General features: G+C 60.7%; 14 protein-coding genes and 1 pseudogene. 8 read left to right on the forward strand and 7 right to left on the reverse strand.

Annotation, left to right across the window (positions count from 1 at the left end; translation table 11 throughout):
• Positions 1–82: 82 nt before the first annotated feature.
• The 7 genes from glpD to aauR all read left to right on the forward strand — a co-directional run bounded on the left by glpD (position 83) and on the right by aauR (position 8,676).
• Positions 83–1,621 (forward strand): glycerol-3-phosphate dehydrogenase, encoded by a 1,539-nt coding sequence (gene glpD, locus MJP36_RS24405; protein ID WP_244384176.1) that lies wholly within the window; start codon positions 83–85, stop codon positions 1,619–1,621.
• 375 nt (positions 1,622–1,996) lie between these two features.
• Positions 1,997–2,923 carry a glutamate/aspartate ABC transporter substrate-binding protein gene (locus MJP36_RS24410; RefSeq protein WP_104995639.1) on the forward strand — a complete coding sequence of 309 codons (927 nt, stop codon included), beginning with the start codon at positions 1,997–1,999 and terminating at the stop codon, positions 2,921–2,923.
• A gap of 194 nt (positions 2,924–3,117) precedes the next feature.
• Positions 3,118–3,864: an amino acid ABC transporter permease gene (locus tag MJP36_RS24415; RefSeq protein WP_060753937.1), complete on the forward strand. Its 747-nt coding sequence runs from the start codon at positions 3,118–3,120 to the stop codon at positions 3,862–3,864.
• On the forward strand, positions 3,864–4,535 hold the full coding sequence (locus MJP36_RS24420) for an amino acid ABC transporter permease (protein ID WP_060753936.1): 672 nt from the start codon (positions 3,864–3,866) through the stop codon (positions 4,533–4,535). The genes MJP36_RS24415 and MJP36_RS24420 overlap by 1 nt, the downstream gene beginning before the upstream one ends.
• Positions 4,532–5,266, forward strand: coding sequence for an amino acid ABC transporter ATP-binding protein (locus tag MJP36_RS24425; protein ID WP_060753935.1), 735 nt, complete (start codon positions 4,532–4,534; stop codon positions 5,264–5,266). The genes MJP36_RS24420 and MJP36_RS24425 overlap by 4 nt, the downstream gene beginning before the upstream one ends.
• Before the next feature lie 162 nt (positions 5,267–5,428).
• Entirely contained in the window at positions 5,429–7,330 is a 1,902-nt protein-coding gene (gene aauS / locus MJP36_RS24430; protein WP_161550403.1) for a two-component sensor histidine kinase AauS, read from the forward strand.
• Positions 7,331–7,395: 65 nt separating this feature from the next.
• Positions 7,396–8,676: a two-component response regulator AauR gene (gene aauR, locus MJP36_RS24435; protein WP_244385662.1), complete on the forward strand. Its 1,281-nt coding sequence runs from the start codon at positions 7,396–7,398 to the stop codon at positions 8,674–8,676.
• 341 nt (positions 8,677–9,017) lie between these two features.
• Here the strand turns inward: aauR and MJP36_RS24440 are convergent, their stop codons facing one another.
• From MJP36_RS24440 to MJP36_RS24465, 6 genes and pseudogenes are all read right to left on the reverse strand, one after another.
• Entirely contained in the window at positions 9,018–10,415 is a 1,398-nt protein-coding gene (locus MJP36_RS24440) for a sigma-54-dependent transcriptional regulator (protein ID WP_060754438.1), read from the reverse strand.
• Positions 10,405–12,183, reverse strand: coding sequence for a sensor histidine kinase (locus MJP36_RS24445; RefSeq protein ID WP_090366493.1), 1,779 nt, complete (start codon positions 12,181–12,183; stop codon positions 10,405–10,407). The genes MJP36_RS24440 and MJP36_RS24445 overlap by 11 nt, the downstream gene beginning before the upstream one ends.
• Positions 12,183–12,314, reverse strand: a pseudogene (locus MJP36_RS24450) (GNAT family N-acetyltransferase); the annotation flags it as partial. The gene MJP36_RS24445 and the pseudogene MJP36_RS24450, both read right to left, overlap by 1 nt.
• A gap of 111 nt (positions 12,315–12,425) precedes the next feature.
• A complete protein-coding gene (locus MJP36_RS24455; RefSeq protein WP_090366494.1) occupies positions 12,426–13,292 on the reverse strand; it encodes an alpha/beta hydrolase in 867 nt (288 codons plus the stop codon).
• Positions 13,289–14,683 (reverse strand): aspartate aminotransferase family protein, encoded by a 1,395-nt coding sequence (locus MJP36_RS24460; protein ID WP_244384177.1) that lies wholly within the window; start codon positions 14,681–14,683, stop codon positions 13,289–13,291. The genes MJP36_RS24455 and MJP36_RS24460 overlap by 4 nt, the downstream gene beginning before the upstream one ends.
• A complete protein-coding gene (locus tag MJP36_RS24465; RefSeq protein WP_060754442.1) occupies positions 14,676–15,374 on the reverse strand; it encodes an MtnX-like HAD-IB family phosphatase in 699 nt (232 codons plus the stop codon). Before MJP36_RS24465 ends, MJP36_RS24460 begins: the two co-directional genes overlap by 8 nt.
• A gap of 226 nt (positions 15,375–15,600) precedes the next feature.
• On the opposite strand from MJP36_RS24465, the gene MJP36_RS24470 reads away from it, so the two are divergent.
• Entirely contained in the window at positions 15,601–16,371 is a 771-nt protein-coding gene (locus MJP36_RS24470; protein WP_244384178.1) for a MipA/OmpV family protein, read from the forward strand.
• A gap of 3 nt (positions 16,372–16,374) precedes the next feature.
• Here the strand turns inward: MJP36_RS24470 and MJP36_RS24475 are convergent, their stop codons facing one another.
• Positions 16,375–17,028: a DsbA family oxidoreductase gene (locus tag MJP36_RS24475; protein WP_205344512.1), complete on the reverse strand. Its 654-nt coding sequence runs from the start codon at positions 17,026–17,028 to the stop codon at positions 16,375–16,377.
• Positions 17,029–17,081 lie beyond the last annotated feature (53 nt).

A 17,081-nucleotide genomic window follows, 5' to 3' on the forward strand; every position in this document is an offset into this window, starting at 1 on the left:
GTGCGCGCGTTTATCAGCTACCATTTTCGCAAATGAACATTAATGTTCGAATTCAAAGACGAAAAGATCGCGAGGCCAGCCGATGACTCCTTCCACCTTGCCTGCTCCACCGCTTGCCGAAGTCTATGACGTTGCCGTAATCGGTGGCGGGATCAATGGCGTCGGCATTGCAGCAGACGCAGCCGGGCGCGGGTTGTCGGTATTCCTTTGCGAAAAGGACGACCTCGCCAGCCACACATCGTCTGCCAGCAGCAAGCTGATTCACGGCGGCCTGCGCTACCTGGAACATTACGAGTTCCGCCTGGTGCGTGAAGCCCTGGCTGAACGTGAAGTGCTGTTGGCCAAGGCGCCGCACATCGTCAAGCCCATGCGTTTCGTGTTGCCGCACCGCCCGCACCTGCGCCCGGCGTGGATGATTCGCGCCGGGCTGTTCCTGTATGACCACCTGGGCAAGCGCGAAAAACTTGCTGGCTCCAAAAGTCTCAAGTTCGGCCCTGACAGCCCGCTGAAAAGCGAAATCACCAAAGGCTTCGAATATTCCGATTGCTGGGTGGATGACGCCCGCCTCGTGGTACTCAACGCCATGGCCGCCCGCGAGAAGGGCGCCCATGTCCATACCCAGACCCGTTGCGTCAGTGCACGCCGCAGCAACGGCATGTGGGAAATGAACATGGAACGTGCCGATGGCAGCCTGTTCTCGATCCGCGCCCGTGCGCTGGTGAATGCCGCAGGCCCCTGGGTCGCCAAGTTCATCAAGGACGACCTGAAGCTGGATTCGCCTTACGGCATCCGCCTGATCCAGGGCAGCCACCTGATCGTGCCGCGACTGTACGAAGGCGCCCACGCGCACATCCTGCAGAACGAAGACCAGCGTATCGTTTTCACCATTCCATACCTGAACCACCTGACCATTATCGGCACCACCGACCGCGAATACACCGGCGACCCGGCTAAAGTGGCGATTACCGAAGGTGAAACCGACTACATGCTCAAGGTGGTGAACGCTCACTTCAAGAAGCAACTGAGCCGCGACGACATCGTCCACACCTACTCCGGCGTGCGTCCGCTGTGCAATGACGAGTCGGATAACCCGTCGGCCATCACCCGCGACTACACCCTGGCACTGTCCGGCGGCAATGGTGAAGCGCCGATCCTGTCGGTATTCGGCGGCAAGCTGACCACCTACCGCAAGTTGGCGGAGTCGGCGATGGCACAGCTGGCGCCGTTCTTCACCCAGATGCGTCCAAGCTGGACCGTAACAGCCAGCCTGCCCGGCGGCGAAAACATGACCACGCCACAAGCGCTGGCCGATGCCATTCGCAGCCGGTTCGACTGGGTGCCGAGCGAGCTCGCCCAACGCTGGGCCACCACGTACGGCAGCCGTACCTGGCGCCTGTTGGAGGGTGTGCAATCGCCGGCCGACCTGGGCGAGCACCTGGGTGGTGGCCTGTACACCCGCGAAGTCGACTACCTGTGCGCCGAAGAGTGGGTGACACAAGCGCAGGACGTGCTGTGGCGCCGGACCAAACTGGGCCTGTTCACCACTGCGCAAGAACAGGACAACCTGCAACGCTACCTCTCCCAGGTTGAGCAGAACCGCAGCAAGACCCAGGCGGCCTGACCCTCCATCCCGTAGAAGCGAGCCCGCTCGCGAAAAACCTGAGAACGCCCCGTTTATCCAGAATGAACGCGGCGTTTTTGCGCCTGTTGGCGAGCGAGCCTGGTCCTACATGCCCTCCCCATTGCATTCGGTTTTCCGAACGCAACACCCCAACCTATTCGGTTTGCCGGATCCGACGGTTACATATTTGCCGTCACACAAAGTTAATCATCATATAAATCATGCAGTTAACCTTTTATTCCTGGTCTGGCACGACTCATGCTCTACACTCCCTGAGGATTGCCTGAGACGCTTCAGGAGCCGTCACGGGCATTCGCTGTACAAGAGAGCCGTTGAGCCGGCTTTATAAAAAAAACAAATGTCGAGGAAGTATTGATGCGCATCGTTCCCCATATCCTGGGCGCAGCTATCGCTGCTGCTCTGATCAGCACTCCAGTTTTCGCCGCCGAACTCACCGGCACACTGAAGAAAATCAATGACTCCGGCACCATCACTCTCGCGCACCGCGACAGTTCCATCCCGTTTTCCTACATTGCGGATGGTTCGGGCAAACCTGTGGGCTACTCCCACGACGTTCAGCTGGCTGTGGTTGAAGCCCTGAAAAAAGACCTGAACAAACCCGACCTCAAGGTCAAGTACAACCTGGTCACCTCGCAAACCCGTATCCCGTTGATCCAGAACGGCACCGCGGACCTCGAGTGCGGCTCCACCACCAATAACGCCGAACGCGCCCAGCAAGTTGATTTCACCGTCAACATCTTCGAAATCGGCACCCGCCTGCTGGTCAAGAAAGACAAGGATGGCAAGCCGTCCTACGCTGACTTTGCCGACCTGAAAGGCAAGAACGTCGTGACCACCGCCGGCACCACGTCCGAGCGCATCATCAAGGCGATGAACGCCGACAAGCAGATGGGCATGAACGTTATCTCCGCCAAAGACCATGGCGAATCCTTCCAGATGCTGGAAAGCGGCCGCGCCGTTGCCTTCATGATGGACGACGCCCTGCTCGCCGGTGAAGAAGCCAAGGCCAAGAAGCCGGATGACTGGGTCATTACCGGCACTCCACAGTCCTTCGAAGCCTATGCCTGCATGGTTCGCAAAGACGACCCAGCGTTCAAGAAAGCTGTCGATGACGCCATCGTTGGCCTGTTCAAGTCCGGCGAAATCAACAAGATCTACAGCAAATGGTTCGAAAGCCCGATCCCACCGAAAGGCCTGAACCTGAACTTCCCGATGAGCGAGAAGGTGAAGGAGCTGATCGCCAACCCAAGCGACAAGCCGGCGCCTGACGTAAAAATCTGATACCTGACTAAGCTTATCTCCTGAGGGAGCCAACCCTCCCTCAGGCGTCTGTTACTACCTGCTGGCTTTAATTTGGAACACTCGACCTGGCGGTTTTCGAGCCGATCGCGTGTGCCTGGCGTTCACCGTCAGGTGGGAAAGGATCTTCCCCAAGCGGGTGCTTGTACATCGATCGATCTCGAGGGGAGACCCTAATGAATTACAACTGGGACTGGGGCGTATTCTTCAAGTCCACCGGCGTTGGCAGCGAGACTTATCTCGACTGGTATATCGCCGGCCTGGGCTGGACCATCGCCATCGCTGTCGTGGCATGGATTATCGCCTTGCTGCTGGGCTCCATTCTGGGGGTCATGCGCACCGTGCCAAGCCGCCTCGTATCGGGCATCGCGACCTGCTACGTGGAACTGTTTCGTAACGTGCCGCTACTGGTTCAGCTGTTCATCTGGTACTTCCTGGTGCCCGACATGCTGCCGCAGAACCTGCAGGACTGGTACAAACAAGACCTCAACCCGACTACCTCGGCCTACCTGAGCGTAGTGGTGTGCCTGGGCCTGTTCACCGCCGCCCGTGTGTGTGAGCAAGTGCGTACCGGCATCCAGGCACTGCCACGCGGCCAGGAATCCGCGGCGCGCGCCATGGGCTTCAAGCTGCCGCAGATCTACTGGAACGTGCTGCTGCCCCAGGCTTACCGGATCATCATTCCGCCGCTCACCTCGGAGTTCCTCAACGTGTTCAAGAACTCCTCCGTGGCGTCCTTGATCGGCCTGATGGAACTGCTGGCGCAAACCAAGCAGACCGCCGAATTCTCGGCCAACCTGTTTGAAGCGTTCACCCTGGCCACACTGATCTACTTCACCCTGAACATGAGCCTGATGTTGCTGATGCGCCTGGTCGAGAAGAAAGTCGCCGTGCCCGGCCTGATCTCCGTGGGGGGTAAATAATGGACTTCGATTTCAGCGGCATCATCCCCGCTATCCCGGGCCTGTGGAACGGCATGCTCATGACCCTGCAACTGATGGTCATGGGCGTGATCGGCGGCATCGCGCTGGGCACCGTGCTCGCGCTGATGCGCCTGTCGTCCAGCAAGCTGCTGTCGAGCCTGGCCGGCGCGTATGTGAACTACTTCCGCTCGATCCCGCTGCTGTTGGTGATCACCTGGTTCTACCTGGCGGTGCCGTTCGTATTGCGCTGGATCACCGGCGAGGACACCCCGATCGGCGCGTTCACGTCCTGCGTCGTGGCCTTCATGATGTTCGAAGCCGCGTACTTCTGTGAAATCGTGCGGGCCGGCGTGCAGTCGATCCCCAAGGGCCAGATGGGCGCGGCACAAGCGATGGGCATGACCTATGGCCAGACCATGCGCCTGATCATCCTGCCCCAGGCGTTCCGCAAGATGACCCCGTTGCTGCTGCAACAGTCGATCATCCTGTTCCAGGACACCTCGCTGGTCTATACCGTGGGCCTGGTGGACTTCCTCAACTCTGCCCGCTCCAACGGCGACATCATCGGCCGCTCCAATGAGTTCCTGATCTTCGCCGGTGTCGTCTACTTCATCATCAGCTTTTCCGCCTCGCTGCTGGTCAAGCGTCTGCAAAAAAGGTTTGCCGTATGATCTCTATCAAGAACATCAACAAGTGGTATGGCGACTTCCAGGTGCTGACCGATTGCAGCACCGAGGTTAAAAAAGGCGAAGTGATCGTGGTGTGCGGGCCCTCGGGCTCGGGCAAATCCACCCTGATCAAATGCGTCAACGCGCTGGAACCGTTCCAGAAGGGCGACATCGTGGTCGACGGCACCTCCATCGCCGACCCGAAGACCAACCTGCCGAAACTGCGCTCGCGCGTGGGCATGGTGTTCCAGCACTTCGAACTGTTCCCGCACCTGACCATCACCGAAAACCTGACCATCGCGCAAATCAAGGTGCTTGGCCGCAGCAAGGAAGAAGCCACCAAGAAAGGCCTGCAACTGCTTGACCGCGTCGGCCTGTCGGCACACGCCCACAAGCATCCGGGCCAACTGTCCGGCGGCCAGCAACAGCGAGTGGCGATTGCCCGCGCCCTGGCCATGGACCCGATCGTCATGCTGTTCGACGAACCCACTTCGGCCCTCGACCCGGAAATGGTCAACGAAGTGCTCGACGTAATGGTGCAACTGGCCCAGGAAGGCATGACCATGATGTGCGTGACCCACGAAATGGGCTTTGCCCGTAAAGTGGCCGACCGCGTGATTTTCATGGATGCCGGCAAGATCATCGAAGACTGCCCGAAAGAAGAGTTCTTCGGCGATATCAGCGCCCGCTCCGAGCGTGCACAGCACTTCCTTGAGAAAATCCTGCAGCACTAAGTACTCCGTAGCTTCCCCTGTAGAAACCGGGTCAATGTGGGAGGGGGCTTGCTCCCGATAGCGCTATATCAGCCAATGCATATTCAGCTGAACCACCGCTATCGGGAGCAAGCCCCCTCCCACACTGGACCGGCAAGCTCTGGTTGACCCAAGGCATCTGTGATGAAATGCGACCCCAACCAATTTCGCGCCGCACCGCCATCACTTGCTGTGAAACCACGTCTGATTCGCCAACTGTTCCTGCCGCCGTTGATCATCGCCCTGATGATCGGCTTGGGTTATATCGGGTTCTGGGTCAGTGAGTTCTACGGCATCCGCACGCTCAGCGACACGGGCGAACGCCAGTTGGAGCTTCACGCCCGCACGGTCGAAAGTGAACTGAGCAAATACACCTATCTGCCCAGCCTCCTGGAATTGGAGTCCAGCGTTTCCCAACTGCTGGCCGACCCGAACCAGGAGACGCGCAAAACCGTCAACGATTACCTGGAGGGCCTGAACCGCCGCAGTCGCAGTCGGGCCATCTACGTGATGGACACTACCGGCCGCGTGCTGGCGACCAGTAACTGGCGCGATGCCGACAGCTACCAGGGTGAGGATCTGTCCTTCCGCGCCTATTTCCAGAACGCCGTGCGTGGCCAACCCGGCCGCTTCTACGGCATCGGCAGCACCAACGGCGAGCCCGGCTACTACCTGGCCCACGGCCTGGAAGAGCACGGCAAGATCATCGGCGTGGCCGTGGTCAAAGTGCGCCTCGAAGCCCTGGAGGAGCGCTGGCAACGTGCGCGCCTCGAAGCGTTTGTCAGTGATGAAAACGGCATCATCATCCTTTCCAGCGACCCGGCCCGCCGACTCAAGGCGGTGCGCCCGCTGAGCGATGACACCAAGGAACGCCTGGCGCACAGCCTGCAATATTACTGGGCGACTCTGAACGAGCTCGAACCCCTGGCCCGTGAGCGCCTCAACGAAGGCAGCGAGAAACTGACCTTCCCGGCCAACAGTGAAGTGGTTAACGACGAGCACGCTGTCAGCTACCTGGCGCAAACCCGTCCGCTCAACGACACACCGTGGAATTTCACCCTGCTGACGCCGCTCAATGACCTGCGCCGCGCAGCGATCAATCAAGGCATCCTGGTGGCCGTCGCCTTTGGCCTGGTGGCCTTTCTGCTGATCGCCTGGAACGAACGGCGCAAGGTCATCGCCACCCGCCTCGCGGCCCGCGAAGCCTTGCAGGAAGCCAACAGCCAACTGGAGCGACGGATTGCCGAACGCACCGCCGACCTGCGCGCCAGCAATGAACGGCTCAAGGGCCAGATCCGCGAACGGCGCCAGGCCGAAGAAACCCTGCGCCGCGCCCAGGACGAACTGGTACAGGCGGGCAAGTTGGCAGCCATCGGACAGATGTCCACCAGTATCGCCCATGAATTGAACCAGCCACTGGCGGCGCTGCGCACGTTGTCGGGCAACACCGTGCGCTTCCTTGAGCGCGGCGCCCTCGACACCGCCAGCACCAATCTCAAGACTATCAACGAACTGATCGACCGCATGGGCCGCATCACCGCCAGCCTGCGCTCGTTCGCCCGACGCGGTGACGACCAGGGCGAGGCCAGCCTCGGCAAAGCCGTGGACGCTGCGTTCCAGGTGCTCGGCGCACGCCTGGACGGCCTGCCGATCACCCTGCACCGCGACTTCGCCGACGCCCAGTTGCAGATCGACCAGACGCGCCTGGAGCAGATCCTGGTCAACCTGATCGGCAACGCCCTCGACGCCATGCAGGCACAGCCGGCCCCCGAACTGTGGCTGGAAGGCCACAGCGCCGACAGCAAATATCGCCTGCACGTGCGTGACAACGGTCATGGTATCGACCCCGAGGCGCGCAAACATTTATTCGAACCCTTTTTCACCACCAAGCCAGGCGAGCAGGGCCTGGGCCTGGGCCTGACCCTGTCCGCCAGCCTCGCGGCGGCCACCGGCGGCAACCTCGCCGTGGAACACCCGGCCGGTGGTGGTACTGCCTTTGTCCTGTGCTTGCCGCTGGCGGGCGCTCAAACAGCTGAGTCGACATGAATACAGACGCTACAGCCCCCAAGGACGGCCTCACCGTCCTGATCGTCGAAGACGACCCCCATGTATTGCTCGGTTGCCAGCAGGCCCTGGCACTGGAAGACATTCCCAGCGTGGGCGTAGGCAGTGCCGAAGAAGCGCTCAAGCGCATTGGTGAGAACTTTGCCGGCATCGTGATCAGCGATATCCGCCTGCCGGGCATCGACGGCCTGGAGCTGTTGACCCGCCTCAAGGCCCTGGATAAAAGCCTGCCGGTGGTACTGATCACCGGCCATGGCGATATCTCCATGGCGGTGGGCGCCATGCGCAACGGCGCCTACGACTTCATGGAAAAACCCTTTTCCCCCGAGCGCCTGGTCGACGTGGCGCGCCGTGCCCTGGAGCAACGCAGCCTGGCGCGGGAAGTCTGGTCGCTGCGCCGTCAGTTGGCTGAACGCGATTCCCTGGAAGGCCGCATCATCGGCCGCTCACCGGCCATGCAGAACCTGCGCGAACTGATCGCCAATGTGGCCGACACCTCGGCCAACGTGCTGATCGAAGGCGAAACCGGCACCGGCAAGGAACTGGTCGCACGTTGCCTGCATGATTTCAGCCGGCGCCACGCTCACCAATTCGTCGCGTTGAACTGCGGCGGCCTGCCGGAGAACCTCTTCGAAAGCGAGATTTTCGGCCATGAAGCCAACGCATTCACCGGCGCCGGCAAACGCCGTATCGGCAAGATCGAGCACGCCCACGAAGGCACGCTGTTCCTCGATGAAGTGGAAAGCATGCCGATCAACCTGCAGATCAAATTGTTGCGAGTGTTGCAGGAACGCACGCTCGAACGCCTGGGATCGAACCAGAGCGTAGCGGTGGATTGCCGGGTGATCGCCGCCACCAAATCCGACCTCGACGGGCTGAGCCGTGCCGGCCAGTTCCGCAGCGACCTGTACTACCGCCTCAACGTGGTGACCCTGGAGTTGCCACCGCTGCGCGAGCGCCGCGAAGACATCCTGCAACTGTTCGAACACTTCCTGCAGCAATCGTCCCTGCGTTTCGACCGCGCCGCGCCGGAGCTGGACAACCAGACCCTGTCGAGCCTGATGAGCCACGACTGGCCCGGTAACGTGCGCGAACTGCGCAACGTCGCCGAACGTTTCGCCCTGGGCCTGCCCGCCTTCAAGAAAAGCGGTGCCAGCAGCGGCAACCAGGGCCTGGCCTTCACCGAAGCGGTGGAAGCCTTTGAACGCAACCTGCTCAACGACGCCCTGCAACGCAGCGGCGGCAACCTGACCCAGGCCAGCCAGGAACTGGGGATGGCCAAGACCACGCTGTTCGACAAGGTCAAGAAATATGGCTTGAGCCACTAAGTCACAGGAGACCCCACTCCTATCGCGACCTAACTTGTAGTGAGCGGGCTTGCCCGCGCTGGGCGGCAAAGCCGCCCCAACAAGACCGCTGCGGTGTTTCAGAAAGATCGAGGGCCTCGGTTTGGGGCGGCTACGCCGCCCAGCGCGGGGCAAGCCCCAATGCCAGTCAGTTAAGGAGTAACGCGGTCACTGTGGGAGGGGGGGCTTGCTCCCGATGAGGGTGAGTCAGTCGATAAATTGCTGACTGACACACCCTCATCGGGAGCAAGCCCCCCTCCCACAAGTTATTCATCGTTCTATCGCTTAACTGACTGGCAAGCCCGCTCACTACAGGTCTGCTTTCAGCGGATGATCTTTTCCACCTGGATGCCCAGTTTTTTCAGGCGATACCAGAAGCTTCTTTCAGAAATCCCGATCTTCGCCGCCGCCGCTGCCTGCACCCCGTTGCTCTCTTGCAATGCCGCCAGGATGTAGGCTTTCTCCACCTCCGCCAGCGCCGCATCCAGGTCCTGAGGCACACCCAGGCCCTCGCTGAGCACCGCCGTCACGCCACCCTCGGTGGGCTTGGAGGCGAACAGGTAAGCCGGCAAGTCGATATCTTCAATCACCGGTTTGGCCGCCACGATGGTCGCGCGCTCCACGCAGTTTTGCAGTTCACGGATATTGCCCGGCCAGTTGTAGGCCGCCATGGCCTGCAACGCCTCCGGGCTGAAGCCGGTGATGCGTTTGCCGGCGGTGGCGCTCAGGGTCTCGGCGAAGTGCCGGGCCAGGGGCACGATGTCTTCGGCACGGTCACGCAGGGGCGGCAGCGGAATCGGGAACACGTTGAGACGGTAGTAAAGGTCTTCGCGGAATTCTTTGTTGGCCACCGCATCCAGCAGGTTTTTGTTGGTCGCGGCGATCACTCGTACGTCGACCTTGCGCTCGCGTGGATCACCCACCGGCTCGATCACCCGCTCCTGCAATGCACGCAGGATCTTGGCCTGCAAGGCCAGGGGCATATCGCCCACTTCGTCCAGGAACAACGTGCCTTTGTCGGCCTGCTGGAAGCGCCCGACCCGGTCACTGACCGCGCCGGTGAAAGCGCCCTTGCGATGGCCGAACATCTCGCTTTCCAGCAAGCCTTCGGGGATCGCCGCGCAATTGACCGCTACGAACGGTTTGTCGGCCCGGCTGCCGTGCTTGTGAATGGCGCGAGCGACCATTTCCTTGCCGGTGCCGCTTTCGCCGGTCAGCAGGATGGTTGCATTGCTGTCGCGTACCGAGTCGATCGCGTGCAGCACCTGGCGAAAGGCCGGGCTTTCGCCCACCAGGCTGTCGAATTGGGCATGGTGATCCAGCTCGGCACGCAGCCGCGCGTTATCGCGCAGGATGTCGCGAAACTGCAAAGCCTTGGCCACGGTGATGTCCAGCTCGTCGATGTCGAAGGGCTTGGCGATGTAGTCATAGGCGCCATTGCGCATCGACTGCACGGCATTTTTCACCGTGCTGTAGGCCGTCATCACGATCACCGGCAGGTCCGGAAAACGCACCTTGATCTCGGCCAGCAGTGCCGGCCCATCCATGCCCGGCATGCGCCAGTCACTGATCACCAGGTCGATGTCTTCCTGCTCCAGCACTTTGAGCGCATGCAGGCCGTTGCTCGCGGTGAACACCTGGATGCCATTCTGGCTCAAGGCAGACGACAACAAATCACACAGCTTCGGCTCGTCGTCGACTACCAATACGTTATGCGTCATGACCTTCCTCATCGTCGCCATCGTCTTCACCCTGCGCCGGAATGTACAGGCTGAAGGTGGCGCCGGCATCTTTCTCACTGGCGCATTCAATGCTGCCGTCGTGACTTTCCATGATCGAATAGACTTTAGCCAGCCCCAGGCCGGTGCCCGAAGCCTTGGTAGTGACGAATGGCGTAAAGATACGCTCCATCATATCCGCCGGAATGCCCGGGCCGGTGTCGGCAATGCTGATCACCGTGTAGCCGTTCGTGCTGGCGATACCCAGCGTCAGACGCCCACCTTCAGGCATTTCGTCGACGGCATTGAGAATCAGGTTGAGGCACGCCTGCTTGATCTGTTTGGCATCCGCATAAAGCGTCGCGCCGGGGGCCTGGTCGATAATTTGTGCATCGATATTGTGGGTGGCCAATTCGGGGCCGCAGAAGCCGAGGATTTCTTCGACCACCGGGCGTGCCGCCTGCAACACACGCAACGGTGGGTTGGGTTTGGCGAAGTCGAGAAACTCGGTGATCAGTTCATTGATGCGGCTGACTTCGCTGATCACGTATTCCAGGTGGCGCTTGTCGGTCTCCGCCAAGTCCGCACGGCGGTGCAACAGCTGGGTGGCGGTCTTGATAATACCCAGCGGGTTGCGGATTTCGTGAGCCAGGCCCATGGCGACTTCGCCCAGGGCGTGCAACCGGTCTCGACGGCGCAGTTGCGCTTCCAGGTGGTGCAGCTCGCCCAGGCGTTCGGTCATGTGGTTGAAGGTGCTGCTCAACTGCGCCAATTCGTCGCCGCCACTGACCAGCACCCGGTGCTCATAATTGCCGGAGATCACCGCGTTCACCCCCAGGGACAAGTCCCGCAGCGGCTTGGTCAGGCGCCGTGACACCAGTACCCCGGCGCCGAGGGACAGCGCCGAGCTGAGCAGGAAAATCAGCAAGAACAGGTTGCTCTGGTTCACCAGCCCCACCAGGCTGGTATGGCGCAGCAGGCCACTGAAGATCACACCTTGCAGGTCGCCGGCGTCGTTGAAGATCGGCCAGTACAAACCGCTGTAATTGTTGGTGAACTGTTCGCTCGGTTGTTTGGTGGCGCGCATGGCCGTTTCGACATTCTTCGGGATGCGCGACGGGTGATTATCAAAACGCTGGGTCGAGAATATCTCGGAAAAACCCGAAGGGTTGGCCAGGTACAGGCGCAGGTCGAGGGAGTGGACATCCGCCACACTGGTGAGGAAGCTGCTGTCCAGGTAGGTAGCGACCAGGAGCAGGTAGTCCTCCCCGTCCTGCGTGGTTTCGAACGTGGAGACCACCATGCCCGTCGTCACGCCGGCCACCTGCACCGTCTGCAAGACGGCATTGCTGGTCAGGTTGATCTGCTTGACCACATCGTCAGCCGCCGTGGTGAACACCACCTTGTGATCGCTGGCGCGGATCAGCGCAACTACGTCGATATCAGTGGCGTTGGCAATGTCGGCGGTCAGCCGGTCGTGCTTGGCGGCTTGCTTGCTTGACGGCGGGCTGGTGTAGCGCAGGAACAGCTTGGCCATGCGCGCGTTGTCATGAAGGATGTTGCCGACCTCGTCCTTGACGATCTTGGTCGACTCTTGCAGCCAGATGCGCACGTTGCTGTCGAAGATCTGTGACAGTGTGGTTGCCGCCAGTTCGGCCGCAATCATGGTCGGAATAACGCTGACCAACCAGAACGCCAGCACCAGCTTGCGCTGGACGCTCCAGCGCGAGATGGCAAAGGGGCGGGCTTTCGGGCGGGTCTTGGTGATCATCAGGTTTCGCTTATCACAGCAGCCATGGCAGGGTCGGAACGATCCGGTCGAAGAAACATTTTCGCGAAATTGAACAGCCCGTTCACCCACCGATTACGCCGGCGCAAGAACAGGCTGTTGTACTCAAGCTCGCTCGTTTACCCAGACACAGACCGCGCGTTCTTCAAGCCGTTCCAGACACTGCGCTGGATGGCTCGAACGCCCAAGCAGGCTTGGGCGATGATCACGTCGAGTGCTCAGGTTCATGCCCGCTGTCGGTAATCCACGGGCGCTTGGACAGCGGCGGCATGTTGCTCGACAAACTCGGCACTCAACTCGATCACCCGGCGGTATTGCAGGTCGACGGTGATCATGTGATAGCAGTTGTCCAGCAGGATCTTGGTCACGGGACCACCCAGATGGCGCTCCACGTAATCGGCGTTCCAGCGGCTGGTGATGTCGTCCTCGATGGAGTGCAGCACCAACGCCGGGACCTTGATCTCAGGCATGCGTTTCTTGACCACGGCGTTCATGCGGTGCAACTCGCGCACCGTGATGCCCTCCATGGTCAGCAAACCGGCTTCGCTGCTCTCCCCCTCCTTCATCTGCCGTTCGACGATCGAGCGCAGGCGCTCGTTCTTGATGCCATACGGCGGCTTCTCTTCAAAGCGGCAGACGTGCACGCCGAATGGAATCTTCATTAACAACGGCGTCAAGAACGCCAATTTGTTAATGCTCCAGCCGTCGTACTTCAAGGTGGTGGAATACATCAGCAACCCGGCCACTTGTCCTGGGTGCTCGGCGGCCACATACATCGACATCACCGCGCCCATGGACAAGCCACCGACAAACACCTGCTCGTGGCGCTGCTTGACCTGCGCAAAGGTCTTGCGCACGCCTTCATACCAGTCCAGCCAGCCGGTCGCCTGCAAGTCGCTGTTATCGCCGCAGTGCCCAGCCAGGGTGGGCACGTACACCGTGCAGTTGCCCACCTTGGCCAGCCCCTTGGCGACTTGGCGCAGTTCCGTCGGGGTGCCGGTCAGGCCGTGGATCAACAGAATCCCGACCGGACCTTCACCCAACACGAAGCCGGCGTCACCTTCACCGAGGTCGACTCCGATGTTGTTCACCGCTTGGTCGCTCGCACCAGCAGTTGCTCCAGGAGTTTCAGGCCCAGGTCGATTTCCGGGTAGCTGATTTCCAGGGACGGTGCCAGGGTGATCACGTTTTTGTAGTAGCCGCCCACGTCGAGAATCAAGCCCAGTTTCTGGCCGTCAACGATCATGTCGCCCTTCATGCCTTCTTCGACCATGTAGTCCAGGGTCGCCTTGTCTGGCGTGAAGCCGTCCGCAGCGCAGATTTCGCAGCGCAGGGCCAGGCCCAGGCCATCGACGTCGCCGATGATCGGGAAACGTTTCTGCAGGTCTTGCAGACCTTCCAGGAAGTATTTGCCCTTGGCCATGACCATGGCGCCGTAGTCGACTTCGCTGGTCATCTTGAACATTTCCAGACCTACCGCCGTACCCAGTGGGTTGGAGGCGAAGGTGGAGTGGGTCGAACCTGGTGGGAAGATCTTCGGGTTGATCAATTCTTCACGAGCCCAGATACCGCCCAGCGGGTTCAGGCCGTTGGTCAGCGCCTTACCGAAGACGATCACGTCTGGCTGCACGTCGAAGTGCTCGATCGACCACAGTTTGCCGGTACGGTAGAAGCCCATCTGGATTTCATCGGACACCATCAGGATGCCGTGCTGATCCAGGACTTGCTTGAGCTCGCGGTAGAAGTTCATCGGCGGGATCACGTAGCCGCCGGTGCCCTGGATCGGCTCGACGTAGAACGCTGCGTATTCGCTGGAACCGACTTTCGGGTCCCACACGCCGTTGTACTCGGTCTCGAACAGACGGGCGAATTGCTTCACGCAGTGGCTGCCGTATTCTTCCTTGGTCATGCCTTTAGGGCCGCGGAAGTGGTACGGGAACGGGATGAACTGCGCACGCTCGCCGAAGTGGCCGTAGCGGCGACGGTAGCGGTAGCTCGAAGTGATCGACGACGCGCCGAGGGTACGACCGTGGTAGCCGCCTTCGAAGGCGAACATCAGGCTCTTGCCGTTGCTGGCGTTACGCACGACTTTCAGGGAGTCTTCGATGGACTGCGAACCGCCGACGTTGAAGTGCACGCGACCGTCGAGGCCGAATTTCTTCTTGGCGTCGACTGCGATCATTTCCGACAGCTCGATCTTGCCTTTGTGCAGGTACTGGCTGGCGATTTGCGGCAGGGTATCGATCTGCTGTTTCAGCGCGTTATTCAGGCGCGGGTTGGCGTAGCCGAAGTTAACGGCCGAGTACCACATTTGCAGGTCGAGATACGCCTGGTCTTCGGTATCCCACACGTAGGAGCCTTCGCAACGGCTGAAAATGCGCGGTGGCTCGATGTAGTGAACGGTGTCGCCGTAAGAGCAATACTTGGCTTCTTTATCCAGAAGAACCTGGTCTTCGGCGGTAGCGATACGGATATCAGACATGGTGGAAGAGTTCCTGATTTTCAGCGGTAAAGGTGGTGGCGTTGGCGGCGATGCCCATCGGCAGTTTGGCCAGCAGCGCAGGCAGTTCGGCAAAAGTGTCGAAGCGCACGTGAGGGATATGGTTGGCTTCGCAGTATTTGGCCAGGCTGCCTTTGGCGAAGACGAAGTCGGCGGTGGAAGCCACACACATGTCGGACTTGCCGTCGCCGATCACCAGCACGCGTTTGTTGCGTGGGGTGGATTTGCACTTGCAGTTGCCGGCCGCGGCACGGCAGGCATCGCTGGAATACGGGAAGTCGATGCGCCAGCTGTTCTGGTCGACCTGGCGCAGGCGGTTGGCGAGGATCGGCAGCAGGGTCACGTAGTTGCGCGACAGAATGCGCGCGATGCCCTGTTCGATGCCATCGCTGACCACCTCGATGGTGGCGCCCAGGCCCATGACGTGATCGACGAAGTCCGGGAAGTCCGGATCGATTTCGACGCTGTCAAAATACGCCAGCAGTTCTGCCGGGGTCGCTTTGATCAGCGCCAGTTGGCGGCTCAGGCATTCGCGGGAACCGATATGTCCATCCAGCCATTCCTGTTCGATGGTTTCCCACTCGGGGCCGGCGAAGCGTTGGAGGACGTTGTCGATGACATCGGTGGGGGTGATGGTCCCGTCGAAGTCACACACGATATGCCACTGGATCATTGCGTTTACCTTGATGGAGCGCGCTGTATGCGCTTGCCCCAGGGGTATAGCAGGGAGCGTGCCAACTGGCTGAACGCCAGCGGGGCTGGGGTTTTGGCTGAGATGCGTGGTGATATGTGTCGAGCCAGCTACAATTTTTGTAGCTTGCTACAAACAAGATGAGTGCTTGCGCGCAGGGCTATCTTCGCGCGTGAATGCGCGCCAGTTCAGGTAAGGAATCCGCTCCATGTTCAAAGTCACTTGCGCGGTACTCACAGGTTTAGTCGGTCTGCTGGGCGTTTCCAGCACCGCTTGGGCCGCCGGTATCACCGGCGAGGTGGGTGCCGGCGTCAGCTATCAGCCCCGCGACCCCACCGCCAGCAGCTACGAAGTCAAACCGATTCCCTACCTCGACCTGGACTGGGGCAACGTGAGCCTGGGTACAGACGACGGCCTGACCTGGAGCGTACTCAATACCAATGGTTTTACCGCCGGCCCTTATGTCAATTACCTGCCCGGCCGCACGTCCAACGGCTCGCTGCGCGGCTTGCGTGATGTGCCGGACATGGCCGAAGTCGGCGGGTTCGTGCAATACGCCCCGGCCGATTTCTGGCGCGTCTACACCCAGGTCGGCCAGGCCGTCGGCGGCGCACGCAGTCGAACCGGCATGCTCGGCAAACTCGGCGGCGAACTGGGTTACCCGATGGGCGGCGACATCATCGGCAGCACGGGCCTGATGGCCTACTTTGCCGACGCCCGCCAGACCCAGGCGTTCTTTGGCGTCGACGCCAATGAATCCGCCGCCTCAGGTATCCGGGCCTACAACGCCAGCGCCGGCTTCCAGAACCTGACGCTGACCCAGAGTTTCGAGTTCCCGCTGACCTCCCATTGGTCGTGGCTGACCAGCGCCAGCTGGACGCGCCTGGTCGGTTCGGCGGCCAACAGCAGCATCGTCAAGAAAACCGGCGACGTGAACCAGGGCCAGGTGCAGACGGCGATCAGCTACAAGTTTGACTGAAGCTCAGCCTTTGGCTTCGCTGATAATCTGACGAATCGCGCCCACAAAGGCTTCCGCCGGCTGGCCGCCGCTGACCGCGTACTGGTCGTTGAACACGATGGTCGGCACCGAGCTCACGCCACGGGACACCCACAGTTGTTCCTGCTCGCGCACTTCGGCGGCGTACTCGTCGCTAGCCAGGATCTGGGCCGCACGCTTGATGTCCAGGCCGACGCTCTCGGCGATGATCGCCAGGGTCGCGTGGTCGGATGGGTCCTGGCCATCGCTGAAATACGCCTTGAACAGCGCTTCCTTGAGGTTGTACTGCAAGCCTTCGAGCCCCGCCCAATGCAGCAGGCGGTGGGCGTCGAAGGTGTTGTAGATACGGCTCTGGCCGTCGGTGCGGAAAGCGAAGCCCAGGGCTGCGCCCATGTCGCGGATGCGTTCGCGGTTGGCCTGGGACTGCTCGGCGGTGGAGCCATATTTCTCGGTGATGTGCTCAACGATGTTTTGCCCGCCGGCGGGCATGTTCGGGTTGAGTTCGAATGGCTGGAAATGAATCTCGGCCTGTACCTCGCTACCCAGTTGGTCGAGGGCTTCGGTCAAGCCGCGCAGGCCAATGATGCACCAGGGGCAAGACACGTCGCTGACGAAATCGATTTTCAGGGGAGTACTCATGGCAGGCAACCTCGCAGGCGTTCTTGTCGGCACTGACGCGCCGTAAAGGTTGC

The sequence above is a fragment of the Pseudomonas palleroniana genome (assembly GCF_022836895.1).
GTDB classification, from domain to species: domain Bacteria; phylum Pseudomonadota; class Gammaproteobacteria; order Pseudomonadales; family Pseudomonadaceae; genus Aquipseudomonas; species Aquipseudomonas palleroniana.

Bases quoted from the DNA above. Each gene is read 5' to 3' on its own strand.
- MJP36_RS24470 (WP_244384178.1), top strand. From the start codon at position 15,601: ATGTTCAAAGTCACTTGCGCGGTACTCACAGGTTTAGTCGGTCTGCTG.
- MJP36_RS24460 (WP_244384177.1), bottom strand. From the start codon at position 14,683: ATGTCTGATATCCGTATCGCTACCGCCGAAGACCAGGTTCTTCTGGAT.
- MJP36_RS24445 (WP_090366493.1), bottom strand. From the start codon at position 12,183: ATGATCACCAAGACCCGCCCGAAAGCCCGCCCCTTTGCCATCTCGCGC.
- MJP36_RS24425 (WP_060753935.1), top strand. From the start codon at position 4,532: ATGATCTCTATCAAGAACATCAACAAGTGGTATGGCGACTTCCAGGTG.
- MJP36_RS24475 (WP_205344512.1), bottom strand. From the start codon at position 17,028: ATGAGTACTCCCCTGAAAATCGATTTCGTCAGCGACGTGTCTTGCCCC.
- MJP36_RS24415 (WP_060753937.1), top strand. From the start codon at position 3,118: ATGAATTACAACTGGGACTGGGGCGTATTCTTCAAGTCCACCGGCGTT.
- MJP36_RS24410 (WP_104995639.1), top strand. From the start codon at position 1,997: ATGCGCATCGTTCCCCATATCCTGGGCGCAGCTATCGCTGCTGCTCTG.
- MJP36_RS24420 (WP_060753936.1), top strand. From the start codon at position 3,864: ATGGACTTCGATTTCAGCGGCATCATCCCCGCTATCCCGGGCCTGTGG.
- aauS (WP_161550403.1), top strand. From the start codon at position 5,429: ATGAAATGCGACCCCAACCAATTTCGCGCCGCACCGCCATCACTTGCT.
- MJP36_RS24465 (WP_060754442.1), bottom strand. From the start codon at position 15,374: ATGATCCAGTGGCATATCGTGTGTGACTTCGACGGGACCATCACCCCC.
- MJP36_RS24440 (WP_060754438.1), bottom strand. From the start codon at position 10,415: ATGACGCATAACGTATTGGTAGTCGACGACGAGCCGAAGCTGTGTGAT.
- glpD (WP_244384176.1), top strand. From the start codon at position 83: ATGACTCCTTCCACCTTGCCTGCTCCACCGCTTGCCGAAGTCTATGAC.